Annotated in this window: 14 protein-coding genes and 1 pseudogene; 10 read left to right on the forward strand and 5 right to left on the reverse strand. The window is 71.2% G+C overall.

Translation table 11 applies throughout. The annotated features are described in order from the left end of the window. Positions 1–39: 39 nt before the first annotated feature. Positions 40–2,700, reverse strand: coding sequence for a glycoside hydrolase family 3 N-terminal domain-containing protein (locus ABD832_RS28025; protein ID WP_344900662.1), 2,661 nt, complete (start codon positions 2,698–2,700; stop codon positions 40–42). Between the two features lie 501 nt (positions 2,701–3,201). Between ABD832_RS28025 and ABD832_RS28030 the strand changes: the two genes are divergently transcribed. Next, entirely contained in the window at positions 3,202–3,585 is a 384-nt protein-coding gene (locus tag ABD832_RS28030; protein WP_344900664.1) for a carboxymuconolactone decarboxylase family protein, read from the forward strand. 165 nt (positions 3,586–3,750) lie between these two features. On the opposite strand, the gene ABD832_RS28035 is transcribed toward ABD832_RS28030, so the two are convergent. Further along, positions 3,751–5,010, reverse strand: coding sequence for a nucleotide sugar dehydrogenase (locus ABD832_RS28035; RefSeq protein WP_344900666.1), 1,260 nt, complete (start codon positions 5,008–5,010; stop codon positions 3,751–3,753). 465 nt (positions 5,011–5,475) lie between these two features. Here ABD832_RS28035 and rffA point away from each other — a divergent pair, with 465 nt between their 5' ends. Both rffA and ABD832_RS28045 read left to right on the forward strand, forming a co-directional pair. After that, positions 5,476–6,672 (forward strand): dTDP-4-amino-4,6-dideoxygalactose transaminase, encoded by a 1,197-nt coding sequence (gene rffA, locus ABD832_RS28040; protein ID WP_344900668.1) that lies wholly within the window; start codon positions 5,476–5,478, stop codon positions 6,670–6,672. Beyond that, positions 6,669–7,508 carry a GNAT family N-acetyltransferase gene (locus ABD832_RS28045; protein ID WP_344900670.1) on the forward strand — a complete coding sequence of 280 codons (840 nt, stop codon included), beginning with the start codon at positions 6,669–6,671 and terminating at the stop codon, positions 7,506–7,508. Before rffA ends, ABD832_RS28045 begins: the two co-directional genes overlap by 4 nt. On the opposite strand, the gene ABD832_RS28050 is transcribed toward ABD832_RS28045, so the two are convergent. Then, positions 7,459–8,466: a glycosyltransferase family 2 protein gene (locus ABD832_RS28050; protein ID WP_344900672.1), complete on the reverse strand. Its 1,008-nt coding sequence runs from the start codon at positions 8,464–8,466 to the stop codon at positions 7,459–7,461. The two genes, ABD832_RS28045 and ABD832_RS28050, sit on opposite strands and share 50 nt — an antisense overlap. Before the next feature lie 172 nt (positions 8,467–8,638). Between ABD832_RS28050 and ABD832_RS28055 the strand changes: the two genes are divergently transcribed. The 4 genes from ABD832_RS28055 (at position 8,639) to ABD832_RS28070 (ending at position 13,502) form a co-directional block, all read left to right on the forward strand. Continuing rightward, positions 8,639–9,013 (forward strand): GtrA family protein, encoded by a 375-nt coding sequence (locus ABD832_RS28055; RefSeq protein ID WP_344900674.1) that lies wholly within the window; start codon positions 8,639–8,641, stop codon positions 9,011–9,013. Positions 9,014–9,138: 125 nt separating this feature from the next. Then, positions 9,139–10,206, forward strand: coding sequence for a glucose-1-phosphate thymidylyltransferase (locus tag ABD832_RS28060; protein ID WP_344900676.1), 1,068 nt, complete (start codon positions 9,139–9,141; stop codon positions 10,204–10,206). 45 nt (positions 10,207–10,251) lie between these two features. Then, complete coding sequence (locus tag ABD832_RS28065) at positions 10,252–10,956, forward strand: class I SAM-dependent methyltransferase (RefSeq protein ID WP_344900678.1); 705 nt, start codon at positions 10,252–10,254, stop codon at positions 10,954–10,956. Between the two features lie 158 nt (positions 10,957–11,114). Further along, positions 11,115–13,502 carry a hypothetical protein gene (locus tag ABD832_RS28070; protein WP_344900680.1) on the forward strand — a complete coding sequence of 796 codons (2,388 nt, stop codon included), beginning with the start codon at positions 11,115–11,117 and terminating at the stop codon, positions 13,500–13,502. Between the two features lie 21 nt (positions 13,503–13,523). Here the strand turns inward: ABD832_RS28070 and ABD832_RS28075 are convergent, their stop codons facing one another. Continuing rightward, on the reverse strand, positions 13,524–14,663 hold the full coding sequence (locus ABD832_RS28075) for an epoxide hydrolase family protein (RefSeq protein ID WP_344900682.1): 1,140 nt from the start codon (positions 14,661–14,663) through the stop codon (positions 13,524–13,526). A 484-nt stretch (positions 14,664–15,147) separates the two neighbouring features. On the opposite strand from ABD832_RS28075, the gene ABD832_RS28080 reads away from it, so the two are divergent. Beyond that, the gene (locus tag ABD832_RS28080; RefSeq protein ID WP_344900683.1) at positions 15,148–15,969 is read left to right on the forward strand and encodes a permease-like cell division protein FtsX; all 822 of its coding nucleotides are present in this window, start codon (positions 15,148–15,150) and stop codon (positions 15,967–15,969) included. Between the two features lie 100 nt (positions 15,970–16,069). Further along, positions 16,070–16,150 (forward strand): annotated as a pseudogene (locus ABD832_RS42310) (hypothetical protein); the annotation flags it as partial. 123 nt (positions 16,151–16,273) lie between these two features. Here ABD832_RS42310 and ABD832_RS28085 read toward each other — a convergent pair. Continuing rightward, positions 16,274–17,599 (reverse strand): MFS transporter, encoded by a 1,326-nt coding sequence (locus tag ABD832_RS28085; protein WP_344900685.1) that lies wholly within the window; start codon positions 17,597–17,599, stop codon positions 16,274–16,276. A 226-nt stretch (positions 17,600–17,825) separates the two neighbouring features. Between ABD832_RS28085 and ABD832_RS28090 the strand changes: the two genes are divergently transcribed. Next, positions 17,826–18,539 carry a thermonuclease family protein gene (locus tag ABD832_RS28090; RefSeq protein WP_344900687.1) on the forward strand — a complete coding sequence of 238 codons (714 nt, stop codon included), beginning with the start codon at positions 17,826–17,828 and terminating at the stop codon, positions 18,537–18,539. Positions 18,540–18,556: the final 17 nt, after the last annotated feature.

Here is an 18,556-nt window from a genome sequence, read left to right on the forward strand (position 1 = left end):
CTTTTCCGGCCGGACACGGGACCCGTCGCGCACCGGACCCTAGGTCAGGTCCTCGCACTTCCTGGCGTCGGGATCACCGGCTGCCTTCGGCACCCAGCGGACGTTGGCGAACGAGGCCGAGAAGGCCCCCTCGGTGTAGACCAGGAACGGCGTGTTCACCACCTCCAGGTCCAGACCACCCGCGGCGAAGCACGAGACGGGAATCTTGACCGTCGTCTTGGTGCCGACCGGGATCCCCTGGAACAGGGAGGTCGCCACCACCTCGGACAGGCACGGGTAGACGCAGTGCACGCTCAGCACGGTCCTGGCGGCCGGGGCCTGGTGCACGATCGTGTCGAAGACCAGCGCCCCACCCGCGTTGAGGTACCCCCGCAGGTCCGAACCTCCGGCCGGGTTCTGCATGTAGAGCTGGGCCGGGCCGGTGCCGCTCCAGGTCGCCTTCAGGCCGTCCTGCTGCACGTTGACGTCCACGGGCTCCACGCTGATCTCGGCGTGCGCCGCCCGGCCGTCGGCGCCGATCTCGGTGCCGCCCCAGTTCTCCGCCGAACCGATGAGGCTCTTGTACGGCGCGACGTCCGTCCGGTTGAAGATCTCCAGATCCTCACTGGCCTCGCCACCGCCGCCCTGCGGGCCGCAGCCGGTCGGCGCGGTCTCGTCCAGCGTCCCCACCGGGGCGGTCTGGCCGTTGCGCAGGCCGTACCCGAGACCGAAGAGCGGGTCGTACCCCTCGGTGCCGGGGTTCAGCGGCGTCTGGCAGGCGCCCTTCGGCCACGAGAACGGCAGCTTGCCGGTGTAGCCCTCGCGGTGCTTGCCCCGCACCAGCAGGTCGGCGACGCCGCCGCCCTCGGTGCCCGGCAACCACGCGGCGACGAAGGCGTCGGAGCGGTTGAGCTCCTTGTTCACCCACATCGGCCGGCCGCTGACGTAGACGGTGACGACCGGCGCACCCTTGCCGCTGACCCGGTCGAGCACGGCCAGGTCACCGGGGTAGAGCTTGGCGGCCTCCAGCGAGCGCCGCGCCAGGTCCCCGACACCCTCGGCGTACGGGGTCTCGCCGATCACCGCGACGACCGCGTCGAACGCCGACGGGTCGACGCCCTCACCGGTCTCGCTGAAGGTGACGTCGGCCTCGCCCAGCGCCTCGCGCAGGCCGCCGAGGATCGTCGTGCCGTTGGGGAAGTCGGCGTTGACGTTGCCGGTGCCCTGCCAGGTGAGCGTCCAGCCGCCGGTCTGGTTCTGCAGGCTGTCGGCGCTCTTGCCCACCACCAGGACCTTGGAGTCGGACGCCAGCGGCAGCACCTTGCCGTTGTTCTTCAGCAGGACCTGCGACTTGCGCACGGCCTCCCTGGCGAGCCTGCGCGCCTCCAGCGCGTCGGCCGACCCGGCGAAGGCGCGCTTGGAGGGCTTGGGCCCGTCGAGCACACCGGCGCGCAGCTTCACCCGCAGGATGCGGGTGACCGCGTCGTCGATCCGCGCCATCGGGATCTCGCCGCTCTCCACCTGGGCGATCGTGTTGGCGATGAACGCCTTCCAGTCGCCTGGCACCATCACCACGTCGATGCCCGCGTTGACGGCCTTGGCGCAGCTCGCGTTGGTGCAGCCGGCGACCTGGCCGATGCCGTTCCAGTCCGAGACGACGACGCCGTCGAAGCCCATCTTCTTCTTGAGGATCTCGTCGAGGGCGCGCTTGCTGCCGTGCAGCTTGCCCTCCTCGATGCCGAGCTCGGTGTTGGTCCAGCTGTTGAACGAGACCATCACGCTCTGGGCGCCGGCTGCGAGAGCGCCGTAGTAGCCCTGGCCGTGCACGTTGATCATCTCGGCCTCGGACGAGGGGTTGACGCCCTGGTCCACGCCCTTGAGGGTGCCGCCGTCACCGATGAAGTGCTTGGCGGTGGCGATCACCCCGTCCTGGCCGATCCCCCAGGGGTGCCTGCCCTGCAGGCCCTTGACGGCCTCGTACCCGTAGGCGCGGGTGATGCGGGGGTCCTCGGAGAAGCCCTCGTAGGTACGGCCCCACCGGTCGTCGAGGGGGACGGCGAGGGTCGGCGCGAACGCCCAGTCCTGGCCGGTGGCGCGGATCTGGCGGGCGGTCGCCGCGCCGATGTCACGGACCAGGCACGGGTCCTGCGCCGCGCCCAGGCCGATGTTGTGCGGGAAGACCGTCGCGCCGTAGACGTTGTTGTTGCCGTGCACGGCGTCGATGCCCCAGATCACCGGGATCTTCGTCCGGCTGGCGACGGAGGCGTTCCAGTAGGAGTCGGCGAGGTCGAGCCAGGCCTTGGGGGCGGCGTGCTTGTCGCGGTTCGGCCACGCGCCGCCGCCGTTGAGCACCGAGCCGATGAAGTACTGCCCGACCTCCGCGGGGGTGATCGCGGTGATCTCCGGCTGGGTCATCTGGCCGACCTTCTCGGCGAGCGTCATGCCCGCGAGGATCTTCGCGATCCGGCGCTCGTGGAACCAGTTCTGCCCGATCTTGCTCTTGACCTTCGGCCACTCGGTCAGGGTGGGCAGCTTCTTCTCGATGCGGGCACAGCCGCGGGAGTCCAGGGCCGGCTTGCCGATCACCGGTTGCCGGGCGCCGGTGGCGCTCTCGGCTCCCGCGCTCGGGATGCCGGCCGTCCCGGTGGCCAGCACGGCGAGACTCGCGAGCACCGCGAATCCGCTCCGGCGGGCGCCCGGGCGGGCGAAGGGTCTGATCATCGAGGGTCCGTTCTCGAGGCACTGCGACGGTCGCGGCGGTCCCCCCGGAGTCCGCACTTGGCAGATCCTGACGCTGTGACGCGACCTAGTCAATAGCCTCGCGGGAGCGCTCTCTCGGGCGAAGCGCCGTCCCGCGAGCCCGCCGGACGGGGAAAAGCGCTCCCACCAGGGGCCTCACCATCGGGATCACCCCCACCTGCCCCGGAGCGGGGATCGGACGGATCTCGTAGAGAGAGCGCTCTCAGCGTGTCGTCCGGTGGATCGTTCACCTCACGACTCACCGCCCGGCGCCTTTACAACGTAGATCACTAACTTCGCCGGAGCGCACGCCTCACCCGCGCCACCCGGTGACGAAATCTGGGGTAGGACATATTCCTACATGTCAGAATCCTGGGAATGAAGGATCTCCCCGGGCGCCGGAACTCGCACGGGCCTCGGGATCGAGACCTCCGGGAGCCGCCCTCGACCCGGAACGGCCGGCCGACGGACTTGGAGTGACCCATGAGCGACCACGCGGACGAGATCACCCCCGAACGCCGGGCCCGCGGACTGGAGATCATGAGAAACGTCTACGGCGGGGACCACGACGACGAGGGGCCCGGTGACTTCTTCGGGATGACGGTCGAGCACCTGTTCGCCGAGGTGTGGTCCAGGGAGGGCATCTCCAACCGCGACCGGCGGCTGCTCCTGCTCGGCCTGCTCGTCGGCCAGGGCATGGACGACCCGGTCGAGGTGCAGCTGGACGCGGCGATCCGGACCGGCGACCTCACCCCCGGCGAGCTGCGCGAGATCGTCGTCTTCCTCACCCACTACGCCGGCTGGCCCCGGGGATCCCGGCTGAACACCCAGGTCGAGGAACTGATCGCCCGCGTCATGCGGTCGTAGCGGCCCGCCGGGGGCCGGAGCGGAGCGGCCCCGCGTTCCGGGGGCGGCCGCGCCGGCTCACCCGCCGCAGGTGCTCATCCCGTTCTCGCGCGCGAACCGCTCCCGGGCGGCCGGCCCCGGCGGCCCCTGGCGGCCCCCGGCGGCCCTTCGCGGACCGGCCGCCGGTCAGAGCCTCTCGACGTTGGGCCCGCGGCAGCGGTTGCGGGTGTCGAGGACGAAGGCGCTCGCCCGCTGGACGAGCGCGTAGTCGAAGCAGTCGTGGTCGGTGAGGACCACCACCGCGTCGGCCTCGGCCAGCTCCCGCTCGGAGAACGCGACCACCTCGACCCCCGGCGGCAGCAGGAAGGAGTCCACGTGCGGGTCGGCGGCCCGCACGTCGGCGCCCAGCTTGCGCAGGCCCCTGACCACGTCGATCGCGGGCGACTCGCGGCAGTCCCCCGCGTTCTTCTTGTACGCCAGGCCCAGCGCGAGCACCCGGCTGCCGTTGACCGGCTTGCGCGACCGGTTCAGCGCGAGCCCCAGCCGGCGTACCACCTGGTCCGGCATGTGGCGGTTGATGTCGTTGGCCAGTTCCACGAACTGGAAGTTGTGCCCGAGGCTGCGCTTGACCTTCCAGGACAGGTACGACGGGTCGATCGGCAGGCAGTGCCCGCCGACCCCGGGTCCGGGGGTGAAGCGCATGTAGCCGAACGGTTTGGTGGAGGCGGCGTCGATGGCCTCCCAGACGTCGATGCCCAGCTGCTGCGCGAAGATCGACAGCTCGTTCACCAGGGCGATGTTGACGTGCCTGAAGGTGTTCTCCAGGAGCTTGCACAGCTCCGCCACCTGCGGTGAGGAGACCGGGACGACCTGGTCGACGAGCCGCGCGTAGAACGCCCGGATCCGTTCCAGGGAGGCCGCGTCGATGCCGGAGACCACCTTGGGGGTGTTCTCCAGGCGCCAGTGCCCGTTGCCCGGGTCGATCCGTTCCGGGCTGTAGCCGAGGTGGAAGTCCTCGGGCGCGCGCAGGCCGGAGCCCTCCTCCAGCAGGGGCAGCAGGTACTCCTCGGTGGTGCCCGGGTAGGTGGTGGACTCCAGCACGACCGCGGCGCCCCGCCGCAGCAGCGGGGCGACCGCCTCCCCGGCCGCGGCGATGTGGCGCAGGTCGGGGACGCCGTCGCGGAGCGGTGTCGGCACGGTTATCACGCAGACGTCGAACCCCTCGGCGGCCCCGTAGTCGGCACCGACCACGTAGCGGCCGGAGCGGTGGGCGGCGGCCAGCGCTCCGTCGCCGACGTCCTCGACATAGGACTCGGCCGCGTTGAGGCGCTTGACCCGCCGTTCGTCGACGTCGACGCCGACCACGTCGAATCCCGCCGCGACGGCCCGCATCGCGAGAGGCAGGCCGACGTACCCCTGGCCGACCACGACCAGCTTCTCTCCCACGGCAGGACCTCCGTCGCCTCGGAAAAAGGAGAATACGAAACGACTTTAGGAGGGAATGTTCTCCCGGCACCTATCAGGCGGTGAACCGGGCGTGTCGCCGCCCGGGAATCGTCCCGGAAACGGCGTGGAAACGGCCTGGAATCGACGCGCGGGCCGTCCCCGGCCGGCCCGGGACCGGCCGGGAATCGCGCCGGGAACGGTTCGGCCGTGGTTCGCGGCCCGCACCGGTCGGTGTCCCGGCGCGGGCCGTTACGAACACCGTATGCTCATAAATAGAAAATATCCGGCTTTTATCGACATTACGGTGTTCTCGCAGCTCAGCGAACCGGGTAAAGGTGCCGCGACCGCGCGTACAACAGACCCGTCCGCCCGCATGTCGCTCCGCTACGGAACGCGGCGGGGTACGTAGCATTCAGCCGTGTATTCCATGCGCGACATCGGCGCCGAATCGAAGAAGAGGGTCCGTTGACCGCGGGCGGCGCTTCTTCTCGCGTCCTTCCGTCGAATTCCGGCCGCCCGGCACCGGCCGTTCCCTTCAACCGGACGTACGTATCGGCCGACGAGATCGACTATCTGGCCGAGGCCGTGCGCCTGGGCTCCACGTCCGGGGACGGGCCGTTCACCCGGCGGGCCGCCGCGCTGCTCCGGGAGATGACCGGGGCGCGGCAGGTGCTGCTGACCACCTCCTGCACGCACGCCCTGGAGATGTCGGCGCTGCTGCTCGACCTCAGGCCCGGCGACGAGGTGATCATGCCGTCGTTCACCTTCGTCTCGACGGCCAACGCCTACGCCCTGCGCGGGGCGGTGCCGGTCTTCGTCGACTGCAGGCCCGACACCCTGAACCTGGACGAGACGATGCTGGAGGCGGCGATCACCGACCGCACCCGGGCCGTCGTCGTCGTCCACTACGCCGGGGTCGGCTGCGAGATGGATCCGATCCTCGCCGTGACCGAGCGGCACGGCCTGGCCCTGGTCGAGGACAACGCCCACGGTCTCGGCGGCTCCTACCGGGGGCGCCCGCTGGGGTCGTTCGGCCGGATGGCGGCGCAGAGCTTCCACGAGACCAAGAACGTGCAGTGCGGCGAGGGCGGCGCGCTGCTGGTGAACGACGCGGAGCTCGCCGTCCGCGCCGAGATCGTCCGGGAGAAGGGCACCGACCGCGGGCGGTTCTTCCGCGGCCAGGTGGACCGGTACCGGTGGGTCGACATCGGCTCCAGCTACCTGCCCTCCGACGTCCTCGCCGCGCAGCTCACCTCCCAGCTGGAGTCGTTCGGGAAGATCCAGGCCATGCGCCAGGAGGTGTGGCGCAGGTACCACACCGAGCTGGCGGGCTGGGCCGCGGCCAACGGGGTCCGGCGTCCGACGGTCCCCGACGACCGCGAGCACCCGGCGCACCTGTACCACCTGCTGCTGCCCGACCTGGACAGCAGGCAGGCGTTCATCGCCCACCTCGCCGGCAGGGGCGTGCAGGCGGCGTTCCACTACCAGCCGCTGCACACCGCCCCGGCGGGCGTGCGCTACGGCCGGGTGGCCCCGGGGGGATGCCCGGTCACCGAGGACGTCGCCGACCGCCTGGTACGGCTGCCGCTCTTCGCCGACCTGGACGACGCCGGGGTGACGCGCGTGGTCGAGGCCGTGCTCGGCCACGAGGTACGCCGGTGAGCTGGCGGGAGATGACCGGGAACCAGGCGCCCCGGACCGTGGAGGCCCCGTTCGACTCGGCCCGGTTCGGCCGCCCGGTGGAGCGCCTGACCGTCCCGGCGGGGGCCGGGCCGTCCTTCGGACCGGTCCGCGAGGCCGTCCTGGGCTCGGCGGCCGACGTCATCGTGCTCCGCTACCCGGCCGGGCACGTCGGCTGGTTCGCCGAGCTGACCTCGCTCGGCCGTACCGCCGTGCTCGCGGACTCGCTGGCCTACTGGCGGCTGCGCGCGGGACGGGGCCGTGCGCCGAGGTCGCGACCGGACCTGCTGGCCGGTGGCCCGCTCCCCCCGGCGGCCGTGCCCGGCCCGGTCTCCGACATCTTCGCCGCCTACCGCAGCCACTACGTGGCCAACCCGCTGTTCGACGCCGCGGCCGCGCTGGAGGGGTACCGGGAGTGGGCGGTGCGCTCGGCCGCGTCCGGCAGGTGCGTGGCCCTGCGGGAGCGGGACGCGGACGGCGCCCGTGCCGTGGTGGTTCCTTCCGAAGATGGAAACGAGGGCGGGGACGACGGGGGCGGGGTCCTCGCGCTGGCGACACTCTCCGAGGACGACGGGGCCACCGAGATCCTGCTCGCCGGGGTCGTCTCCCGCGCGCGCGGGCAGGGTCTCTACGCCCACCTGCTGGCCGCGGTGGAGGAGCGCACCCTGGCCCGGGGCGGGCGGGAGGTCGTCATCTCCACCCAGGGGCACAACACCGGCGTGCAGCGGGCCTGGGCCCGGTACGGGTTCGAGCCCGTGCACACCTTCCTCACCGTTCACCTGGTCCGGAGCCGGCTGCTGCGTGGACGGCGACGCTAGCGCCGCCCGGCTGCCGGGGAACGGCAGGCCCGGCCGGCGACCCGACGCGCTCGCACACCACGTAGGTCGGCCGGCCCATGCCGTTGCCGTGGATGCGCCCGACGTACTCACCGAGCACGCCCACGGAGATCAGCTGGGCCGAGGAGAAGAGCGTGATCATCGACGCGATCGTGGTGAACCCGGCCACGGTGGTGTCCCCGCTGGCGAAGCGCCAGAGCACGACGCCGCCCAGCAGCAGGCCGACGGTGCCGATCAGGAACCCCAGGTAGCTGGCCGCGCGGAGCGGGGCCGCGCTGTAGCCCAGGAGCATGTTGACCGCGTGCCGCAGCAGCATGCCCGGGGTGTAGTTGGACCGCCCGTGGCCGCGCTCGCTCATCTGCACCCCGACCGATCCCACCCGGGTGGTGGCCCAGGACAGGGCCACGTCGACGCAGGCGTGCGGCCCGGACAGCTGCTGGAAACCGTCGCGCAACCGGGTGCGGAAGGCCCGGAAGGCGCTGATCGTCCGCGCGGTGCGGATCCCCAGCCCACCGGCCATCGCGGTCTTGACCGACCGGGAGGCGAGGTTGCGGACCAGCCCGTGCTCCTCGCGGTGCGGCACGCCGTACACCAGGTCCAGGCCGTCGTCCTCCAGGGCGGCCAGCAGCAGGGGGATCTGCCCGGGAGGGTGCTGCAGGTCGTCGTCCATGGTGACGACCACCTCGCACTGGGCCTCCCTGATCCCGGCGACCAGCGCGTTGTGCTGGCCGTAGTTGCGCGACAGGTGCAGTGCCCGTACCCCCTCGACGCGCTGCGCCAGCTCGGTGGCGGCCCGCCAGGTGTCGTCCGGGCTCCCGTCGACGACGAGGATCACCTCGTACCGGACGGAGAGCTCGCGCAGGACCGCGACGACACCCGTCACCAGTGCCGGAAGGGTCCGCGCGGAGCGGTAACACGGAATGACCACCGACACGGACATTGATCCCCCGATTACGTCTCACAGCGAGCTAGCATCATGTGCCGCGATGATGAACACGATTGAACGGCCGGATATGGTACAAGCGGAAAATCGGACCGATCGCGAAAAACGTCTTTGTTTCTGGCGAGGAGGTTTTATCTCCTCCCGTGGTGGACAGCGCATCACATACCTGATGGCCAGCGCCACGACGGCCCTGCTCTATTACGCTCTCCTGGGCCTGGCATTGCTCGTCGTGAACGATGCGGTCTCCTACCTTCTGCTGGCGATGGCGGCCCATCTGACGACCGTGGTGATCGTCTACCCGTGGTACCGGCTGGTGGTGTTCCGCACGAGCGACCGGTCGTGGGTCGCGGGCTACCTGCGCTTCTACGCGGTCGGACTCGGTTTCCTGGGGGCGTCCCTGGCCGGGCTCCCGGTGCTGGTGGAGCTGTGCCGCCTTCCCGTGATGGCGGCGCAGGCGGTGATCCTCGTCATCAGCCCCACGGTGACGTACGCGGTCCACCGCGCCTGGACGTTCCGCGAGCGGGTGAACGTCCGGCCCGGTTGAAAACGCTCCCCTTTCTCCGCAAAGGCCATTGCGGCGGACGGGCGCCGTCCGGATCCCCCCGTAGTTTTCAACGGGATCCACCGGCCGCCGTGGCCACGCGGTCCCGGTGGAAGGGGCCAGAATCGATGAAGGCACTTGTGCTGGCGGGGGGCAGGGGAACGAGGCTGCGCCCGCTCACCCACACGTCCGCGAAACAACTCGTTCCGGTCGCCAACAAACCGGTGCTGCACTACGGGCTGGAGGCGATCAGGGACGCCGGGATCACCGTCGTCGGCATCGTCGTCGGCGAGACCGGCGCGGAGGTCCGCGCCGCCGTGGGCGACGGCTCGGCGTTCGGCCTGGAGGTCACCTACATCCAGCAGGAGGCGCCGCTCGGCCTGGCCCACTGCGTGCTGATCGCCCGCGACTTCCTGGGCGACGAGCCCTTCGTGATGTACCTGGGCGACAACTTCCTGCTGGACGGCATCGCCGGCCTGGTGGACGCCTTCCGCGCGTCCGACCACGACGCGCAGATCCTGCTCACCAAGGTGACCGAGCCGCAGTTCTACGGGGTGGCCGAGCTGGGACCGGACGGGGAGATCGTCGCCCTTCAGGAGAAGCCGGAGAACCCGCGCAGCGACCTGGCGATCGTCGGCGTCTACACCTTCTCCCCCGCCATCCACGAGGCGGTCCGGGCGATCGTCCCCTCGGCCCGCGACGAGCTGGAGATCACCGACGCGATCACCTGGCTGATCGACAACGGCCGGCGCGTGCACTCGCACTTCGTCACCGGCTACTGGAGGGACACCGGCCGCCTGCAGGACATGCTGGAGTGCAACCGCATGGTCCTGGAGGCGATCGAGACGACCGTCCGGGGGACGGTGGACGCGGCCTCGGAGATAACCGGGCGCGTCGACATCGGGCCGGGCGCGACGGTGCGCGGGTCGGTGATCCGCGGCCCGGCCGTCATCGGCGCCAACGCCAGGATCGACGGCTCCTACGTCGGCCCCTACACCTCGATCGGCGAGGGCTGCGTGCTGGAGGAGGCAGGGGTGGAGTACAGCATCATCCTGGCCGACTCCGTCGTCAGGGGCGTGTCACCGCTGACCCGCTCGCTGATCGGCCGGAACGTGGAGGTCACCAGGGCGGTCGGGCTGCCCGACACGCACCAGCTCATGGTCGGCGACCACAGCCGGGTGCAGCTGCGCGCCTGAGGCGCGGGGGCACCATCCCATCGAGGCACACGTCTGGGAGGACGCATGGAGGCCACCGAGATCCGCCGTACGGTCGAGCTGGAGGACCGCCACTGGTGGTACCGCGAGCGGCGCGCCATCCTCGCCCGGGAGCTCCGGGAGCTGCGCCGGCTCGGCCCGCCCGGCAGGGCGCTCGACGTCGGCGCGGCCGGGGGCGGGAACACCCGCGTGCTGGTCGAGCACGGCTGGGACGCCCTGGTGGCGGACTTCTCCGAGCTCGCGGTGGAGCTCGCCAGGGAGCGCGGGCTGCGGGCGATCCACGCCGACGCGCGGGACCTGCCGCTGCCCGACGCGGAGTTCGGCCTGGTGACGGCGCTCGACGTGCTGGAGCACATCGAGGAGGACGACCGGGCCGCCGGTGAGCTGGCGCGCGTGCTCCGGCCCGGCGGCACGGCGCTGATCACGGTCCCCTGCGACATGGCCCTGTGGTCCGCGCACGACGTGGCGTCCGGTCACGTCCGCCGGTACACCCGCGAGGACCTGGGAGCCCTGCTGACCGGCGCGGGCCTGGTCGTCGACCGGATGTGGAGCTGGAACGTCCTGCTGCGGCCGGTCGTGGCCCGCCGCAGGAGGCACACCGCGGGCTCGGACGTGACGGAGACCCCGCGCCTGGTGAACATGGGCCTGCGGGCCGTGGTGATGGCCGAGAGGTACCTGCCGGTCACCTCGCTGCCCGGCGTCTCGCTCATGGTGCGGGCCCACCGCCCCTGACCCGCGGCGTTCCCGGCCCGTGGATCCCGGAGCCGTGCCGTCGTGAACGGCCGCGTCCGTGACGCGGTGGCCTGGAGAACGGCAAAGGACCCGGAAAGACATCGCAGGGCGCGAGCGGCGGGGGCCCCGCGGGGCGCTCGTTTCACGAGGCTCGGCCCATGGCAGAAACCCCGTCCCACCGCCCTCCCTCGACCGGGCCGCTGCTGACCGCCGGGGACGGCGGGGCGGGCGAGCCCTCCACGGAGCCGGAGCCCGGCCCGCGGGACGCGCCGCCCCGCGGGATCGGGCGCCTGGCCGGGTGGGCGCCCGCCGTGGCGGCGACCGCCCTGACCGGGGCCGTGCTGTACCGCCACGGCGTCCCGGGCACCGACGCGGCCCTGTTCCTCCTCTACGTCGCGGCATGCGTGGCACTGCCCGGCGTGCTGGTGCTGCGGCTGCTGTACGGGGTCAGGCGCACCTTCGCCGAGGAGGTCGCGCTAGGGCTGGCGCTCGGCTACGCCGTGGAGGTCCTCGCCTACGCCGGAGCCCGCGCCCTGGGGACGCCGCTGCTCGTCCTGGTCTGGCCGGTCACCGCCTGCCTCCTCTTCCTGGCCGTGCCGCGGCTGCGCCGGCACTGGAGGGGCGATCCGTCCCGGCTGGTCAGGGCACCGGCCTGGTGGTCCTGGTCGCTGGCGCTGCTTTTTGCGTACCTGCTCGCCTGGAGCGCGGTGTCGTTCTTCGCGCGCAACGCCCTGACCTGGCCCGCGCTCGGGAACGCCTTCCCCGACATGCCGTACCACCTGGCGCTGACCGGTGAGCTGAGGCACCACGTGCCGCCCACGGTGCCGGTGGTCGCCGGGGAGCCGCTGCTCTACCACTGGTTCGTCTACGCGCACCTGGCCGCGGCGAGCTGGGTCACCGGCCTGGAACCGCTGGTGCTGCTCTTCCGCCTGGGCATGCTGCCCATGACGTGCGCGTTCGTCGTGCTGGCCGGGATGACCGGGCGTCGGATCACCGGCTCCTGGGCGGGGGCGGCGCTGACCGCGGCCGGCACGGTGCTGGTGACGACGCCGAGCCTCTACCTGGGCCGGAGCGGGGCGTTCACCTGGGGAGGGGTCCCCGACCTGATCTGGGCGAGCCCCACCCAGATGTTCGGCGCCCTGCTGTTCGCGCCCGTGGTCCTGCTCCTGGTCGACCTGCTCGAACACCGGCGCCGGACCGCCGGGCACTGGCCGCTGCTGGGGATCCTCCTGGTGGCGACGGCGGGAGCCAAGGCCACGTACCTGCCGCTGCTGGGCGCCGGGCTGCTGGCGGTGGTCGTGACCGGCACGGTCAGGTGGCGCAGGCCCTCCCGGCCCGCGCTCGTCGCGCTCGGGATGACCGCGACGTGCTTCCTGCTCGCGCAGTTCGTGCTGTTCGGCGGGGCGAAGCAGGCGCTCGTCGTCGACCCCTTCTCCTTCATGCGGACGGCCTGGGCGGAGATGACCGGTGCCGGGGCCGAGGCCGTCCCCTCGCCGCTGTCGGCCGCAGGGATCGTCGCGGTGTTCCTGCTCGGCTGGACGATCACCTGGGGCGGGATCTCGGGGCTGCTGAGCCGGCCCCGGTTGCCGGCCCGTCCCGGGGTGACGCTGATGCTCGGCATCGGCGCGGCCGGTCTCGGCGCGGCCCTGCTGCTCGGCCATCCCGGCCGCAGCCAGCTGTTCTTCCTCTGGGGCGCCTACCCCTACCTGGCCGCCGTCACGGCCCTCGGGATCGCCGTCCTGCTGCGGCGTGCCGGGCAGTCGCCCCGCGCGACGCTCTGCGCGGCCGGTGCCGGGCTGGCCGCGGCCTACCTGATCCCGTTCGTGTGCGGCGTCAGGATCCCGCTGCCACCGGGCGCGCCCGGCGCCCTGCTCCACCGGCCGTACGCGGTGCTGCTGGCCGTCACCGCGGTGGCCGCGGCCGTGCTGGCCCTCACCCGGGGACGGGTGCGCGCCTGGGCCCTGGTGGTCACCGCGCTCGCGGCCGTCGGCCTGCCCGCCGGGGTGCACGCGCGCGTGCTGACGGTCGTGTCCAGCGGGACGGGGACCGCACAGACCACCGGGCCGACCACGGCGCCGGGAGCCGTTACCGGGACCGTGACGGCGCCCCCGCCGGGCGCGCTCGCCGCCGGGCGGTGGCTGCGGGCCCACTCGCGGCCGGACGAACTGGTCGCCACGAACGCGCACTGCCGCTGGGGCATGGAGGAGCCGTGCGACGGCCGCCACTTCTGGGTCGCCGCGCTGACCGAGCGGCGCGTGCTGGTCGAGGGCTGGACGTACACCGCGCGGAACACGGCCCGGTGGCGCCCGGGCATGCCGACGCTGCACCTGCCGTTCTGGGACGCCGGGCTCATCGGGCTGAACGACGCGGTCTTCGCGGCGCCCACGGACGACACCGTACGGCGGCTGCGGGATCGTCACGGGGTGCGCTGGCTCCTGGCCGACGAGCACCGCGGGAACGTGTCCCCGGGGCTGGGGAGGTTCGCGACGCCGATGTTCCGCTCCGGTGACTACGCCGTCTACCGGCTTCCCGACGCCCCGGCGTGAGGGCCGGGCCCGGCCGGGAGGTCAGCGGAAGAACGCCCGGACGTCCTCGACCAGGAGGTCCGGGGCCTCCATGGCGGCGAAGTGGCCGCCCCGGCCGAACTCCGACCAGTGCACGACGTTGTCGTCCCGCTCGGCGATCCGCCGGATCCCCGCGTCCCCGGGGAAGACCGCCACGCCGGTCGGGACGGCCGAACGGCCCATCGACTGCGACCAGTCCATGGCGCCGTCCCTGTACAGGCGCGCGGAGGAGCCCGCCGTACCGGTCAGCCAGTAGACGCTCACGTTGGTGAGCAGCTGGTCGCGGTCGACGGCGTCCTCCGGCAGCTCCCTGGCCGGGTCGGTCCACTCCCTGAACTTCTCGGTGATCCACGCGAGCTGGCCGGCGGGCGAGTCCTGCAGCCCGTAGGCCAGGGTCTGCGGCCGGGTGGACTGGATCGTCGCGTACCCGGAGCGGTCACCGGTGTCGGTGTAGAGCCGCAACCGGGCCCGCTCCGGTCCGGTGAGGTCCTCGGGGGCGACGAGATCGCCTCGGGGATGGCCCAGCGCGCCGTTGACGTGCACGCCCACCACCCTTTCTGGCGCGACCCGGCCGAGCATCGGCGAGACCAGCGAGCCGGTGTCACCGCCCTGGGCGCCGTAGCGTTCGTAGCCCAGACGGTCCATCCACTCCGCCCACGCCCGCGCGATCCTGCGCAGGGTCCAGCCGGCGCTGCGCGTCGGCCCCGAGAACGCGAAGCCCGGCAGGGAGGGGGCCACCACGTGGAAGGCGTCGGCCGGATCGGCCCCGTGCGAGCGCGGGTCGGTGAGCGGCCCGATGACCTTCGTGAACTCCACGATCGAGCCCGGCCAGCCGTGGGTCACGATGAGCGGCAGTGCCCCGGGCTCGGGGGAGCGCACGTGCAGGGCGTGCAGGTGCTCCCCGTCGATCACGGTCGTGACCTGGGGGAACCGGTTCAGTTCCGCCTCATGCGCGCGCCAGTCGTAGCCGGTGCGCCAGTACTCGGCCAGCCCTCTCAGATAACCGACCGGCACGCCGTACGACCAGTCGGCGACCGGCGCCTCCTCCGGCCAGCGGGTACGGGCCAGCCGTGCGCGCAGGTCGTCCAGGTCCGCCTGCGGCACCGCGATCCGGAACGGCCGCAACGCGCTGTCCTCCGGCATTTCCGCACCTCGCGATCGTCACCGCCGTCCCCGATCCGTACGAGCCCGCCCTTACCCGGCGAGATCAGATAAATCACCTTTCGACGGCATTCTGTGCGGACCGCTTCCCCTACCGGTCTCACAGGGCTGCCCCTCCTCTCCCGGGCGTCGATCACGGTGCCTCATGATCTCGGCACGGATCCGCACAGGGACTTGCGGATGCGTCACCGAGGTGAGAGGCGGCCGCATGGCCGCGCGTCGTCGGTGACACACCGCAGCAGAATCCATTCCATGGACGCTTACCGTTCGAGCTGCAGGAACAGGATCACGTGGGGGTCGACCCGTACGTCACTCCGCCGGCCGTGGCTGCCGCGAGCAGGCACAGAGGACGAGCAAGGCGTCAAGGCCGGAACGTTGTACATCAAGCGAGACAGGACGGCGATCAGGATGCCGGCCCCCGGGATTTCCATGTGAGGTTTCGCGAGCTTGATGGCATAGTTCCTCCATGCTCCGCGTGTTTCTTGCTCTTGCCACGATGACGGTTCTCCTGCTGAGTTCCTCGGCCGCCGAGGCGAACCGGCTCCCGAAGATACTTCCCCCTCCGGACGTCCCCTGGCCGGAAGGCGGGAAATTCTCCGTTTTCTTGTGTGGCGAGAACGACGCCTGGGATGCCTGCGGAGACGAAGAGGTGACTTCGGAGCAGAGGCGCGCGATCGAACAGAGGCTACGGCAGATACCTCGGCTTGTGGATTTACGCTACCAGGACAAAGTGGATGCGTGGATGACGCTGGTTGAGGAGTCGCCCGAGCTCAGGGAAGTCATAGAAGTAACCGATATGCCGGATGGCTTCCACGGCAGGCTTCTCCGGTGGAGCGACGCCAACGCGTTCGATGCTGCGACCAGGGTTCTGCCGGGAGTCTCCAACACCTATGTCTTTCCTGATTTCTTCTGGAAAGGCAAGGCCGACATTTCCGTCACGCTCTGCGACGATAACGGAGAAGATGAGCCCTGCAAAGGACGAGGTGGCGTAACGGCTACCGAAAGGGCGACGATCGAGGCTCTCCTGAGGAAGGCAAAAGGCGTCAAGCGCATCTATTTTGCAGATCGTGCGCACGACATATGGGTGGCCAGGGAATTCATGGTCCGATGGTCGCAGGTGACAGGCCGAGACTCTCAAAACAAGGACGACGATACCGAACCCAGGCCACTGGAAAAGTATTCCGGAACCTATCGTGTCAAGATCGACGATCCGAAGCATGCCACCTCGATTGCGGACGCGGTGAAGGACCTGCCCGGGGTGGCTCAGGTGGACAAGGAGCCGGGGTGAGACGCGTCAAGCGCAGAGCTCTCGGCAGGGCCGGGACTGCGCGGGTCGCCGAGGTCGGCAGACGGCTCATCGGATGGTGGACAGCCACGTCTTGGCCGTCCGGCTGTTCGCCGAGATCGGCGATGACCGCACCCGCTTCGTCGACGCTCGCGCGCTCAAGGCCTACGCCGGAGCCGCCCCCTCGCCTGTCCCACCGGAGATGGGTGCGGCTCTTTCCGAGGGATCGGAAGGTGAACCTGTTCCCGCGCTGGAGATGGACGCGGTACTCGAATCCTCGCGGGTCAGGCGCACCTTTTCTCATGCTTCAGCGAGGTTGATCATCGTTGCCGCATACGGGAGGCCGGCTGGGGAGGGTCGGGAAGTCACGCATGCCGCGCATTGAGGTGGCGAGCAGGAGCAGCGGGGTGACGGCGAAGAAGGTAGCCAGCACCCACATCGCGGTGCCGATCCCGAAGGCTGTCGCCAGGACGCCGGCGGTGGCTGCGCCGAGCGGCACGGTGCCGGAGATGACGAACCGGGAGACCGCCGTGACCCGGCCCAGGAGGTGCGCCGGTATGTAGTTCACGCGGAAGGTAGCGGTGACGGTGCCCGATATCGTGGCGCCGAGCATGACCACGAACGATCCCACCGTGAACAGCGCCAGCTGCCGGCCAGGGCCGCCGACCGGCAGCAGCAGCATGAACGGCGCGGTCACGACATTGACCCCCACGTAGGTGCGCGCGCTGCCGAAGCGGGCGACGGCCCGGGACGCGAGCACGGCGCCCAGCAGGCCGCCCAGGCCGGCGAGGCTGATCAGGCCGCCCACCGTTCCCGGCGCGATACCTTCGGCGCGCACCAGGAAGACGATGCGCAGCGAAAACACGCCGAGCAACCCGAGGTTGATCATCGCCGCCACGATGAGCATGGGCAGCATGAACTCGCCGTACCTGAAGTACCTCAGGCCCTCGCTGAGCTGCCGGAGCATGCCGGGCCGCTCACCCGCCGCCGCCCTCGGCTCGGGCGTGGTCCGCAATCTGAGCAGGCAGGCGGCCGAGACGATGAAGGTGACCGCGTCGATGAGCAGGCCGCCGACCGCTCCGGCCACCTCGGTGAGCAGACCGCCGAGGCCCGGGCCGGCGATCTCGGCGGCCGAGGCGCTGGCCTGGAGCTTGGCGTTGCCCTCCATCCGGTCATCCGGGGCCAGTAGGTGCGGCAAGTAGGCGTTGAAGGCCAGGGTGAAGAACATGCTGGACGTGCCGGCGATCAGCACCGCGGCCAGCAGCATGGGCACGGTCAGCACACCGGTCCAGGCGGCGACCGGGACAGCGGTCAGGACCGCGGCGGACACCAGGTTGGCGGACACGAGGATGCGGCGGCGCGGCCAGCGGTCGACCCAGGTACCGGCCGGGAGGCCGATCAGGAACCAGGGCAGCCAGCCGGCTGCGGTCAGCAGGGCCACCGTGCCGGTGCCGGCATGCAGGACGGTTATCGCCACGAACGGGACAGCCACCGTGGTGATCGCCGAGCCTAACCCGCTGACCGACTCCCCAGCCCACAGCAGGGCGAAGTTCCGGGTGCGGAACAGGCCGCCCGGCCGCCTTTTCTTGGCCGCGGTGATGTGCGGCGAAACCCCCGTCTCGCGATTACCCACCGAACTCACGGTATGGCCACAGCCGGGAGTGGCGGCGGCATTCAACGGAGCGGTGCGACCGGGCGAGGTGGTGGCGCCGCGCTCGGTGTCCGCCTGCGATCGGACTTCTCGCGTAAGGACGACCTGCAATATGAAGGATCCTCACGCATTTCAGGTTGATCACTATGTGTACCGAATTGAACGCATAAGGCTACGGTCAAGGCTCCATCCTGCGCGAAGGAGCCCCGTGATCCGCACCATCAGAGCGTCCCTGCTCGCCGCCGTCCTCGCCGTGCCCGTGGCCATGGCGCTACCCGCCGAAGCCTCCACCGTGCCGAAGGGCACGAAGAAGGCGACGGTGGTGAAGATCGTGGACGGCGACACGATCGACGTCCGCTTCACCCGCACCGGCTCCCCCGTCCGGGTACGTCTCCTGCAGGTCGACACCCCCGAGCGCGGGGAGTGCTGGTTCCAGGCGGCCACCAGGCGCACCGCCTCCCTGCTGCCCGTCGGCAGGACGACGTACCTGCTCGCGGACAAGGCGCCGAAGGACCGCTACGGCCGTTCCCTGTACTACGCCTGGAACGTCGGCGGGGTGTTCGTCAACCGCAACCTCGTCCGCCACGGCTACGGCAAGGCCGTGCTGTACAAGCCCAACGACCGGTACATCGCGGTGATGCGCGCCGAGCAGGCCAAGGCCAAGCGGGAGCGGCTGCGCGTCTGGTCGGGCAGGTGCGACACCACCTCCGCCCCGGCCCCCACCCCGACGCCGGCGCCGCGTCCCACCGCCGCCCCGAGGCCCACCGCGGCGCCGGATTCGTCCTCCGGTGGGAACGATCCACGCTTCTCCACCTGCGCGGCGGCCAACGCCGCCGGGCACGGGCCCTACCGCCGCGGAACCGACCCCGAGTACGCCTGGTACCAGGATCGCGACGGCGACGGGGTGGTCTGCGAGCGCTGACCGGACGGCGAAGGCTC

The organism is Streptosporangium longisporum (genome assembly GCF_039534895.1).
Taxonomy (GTDB): Bacteria; Actinomycetota; Actinomycetes; order Streptosporangiales; family Streptosporangiaceae; genus Streptosporangium; species Streptosporangium longisporum.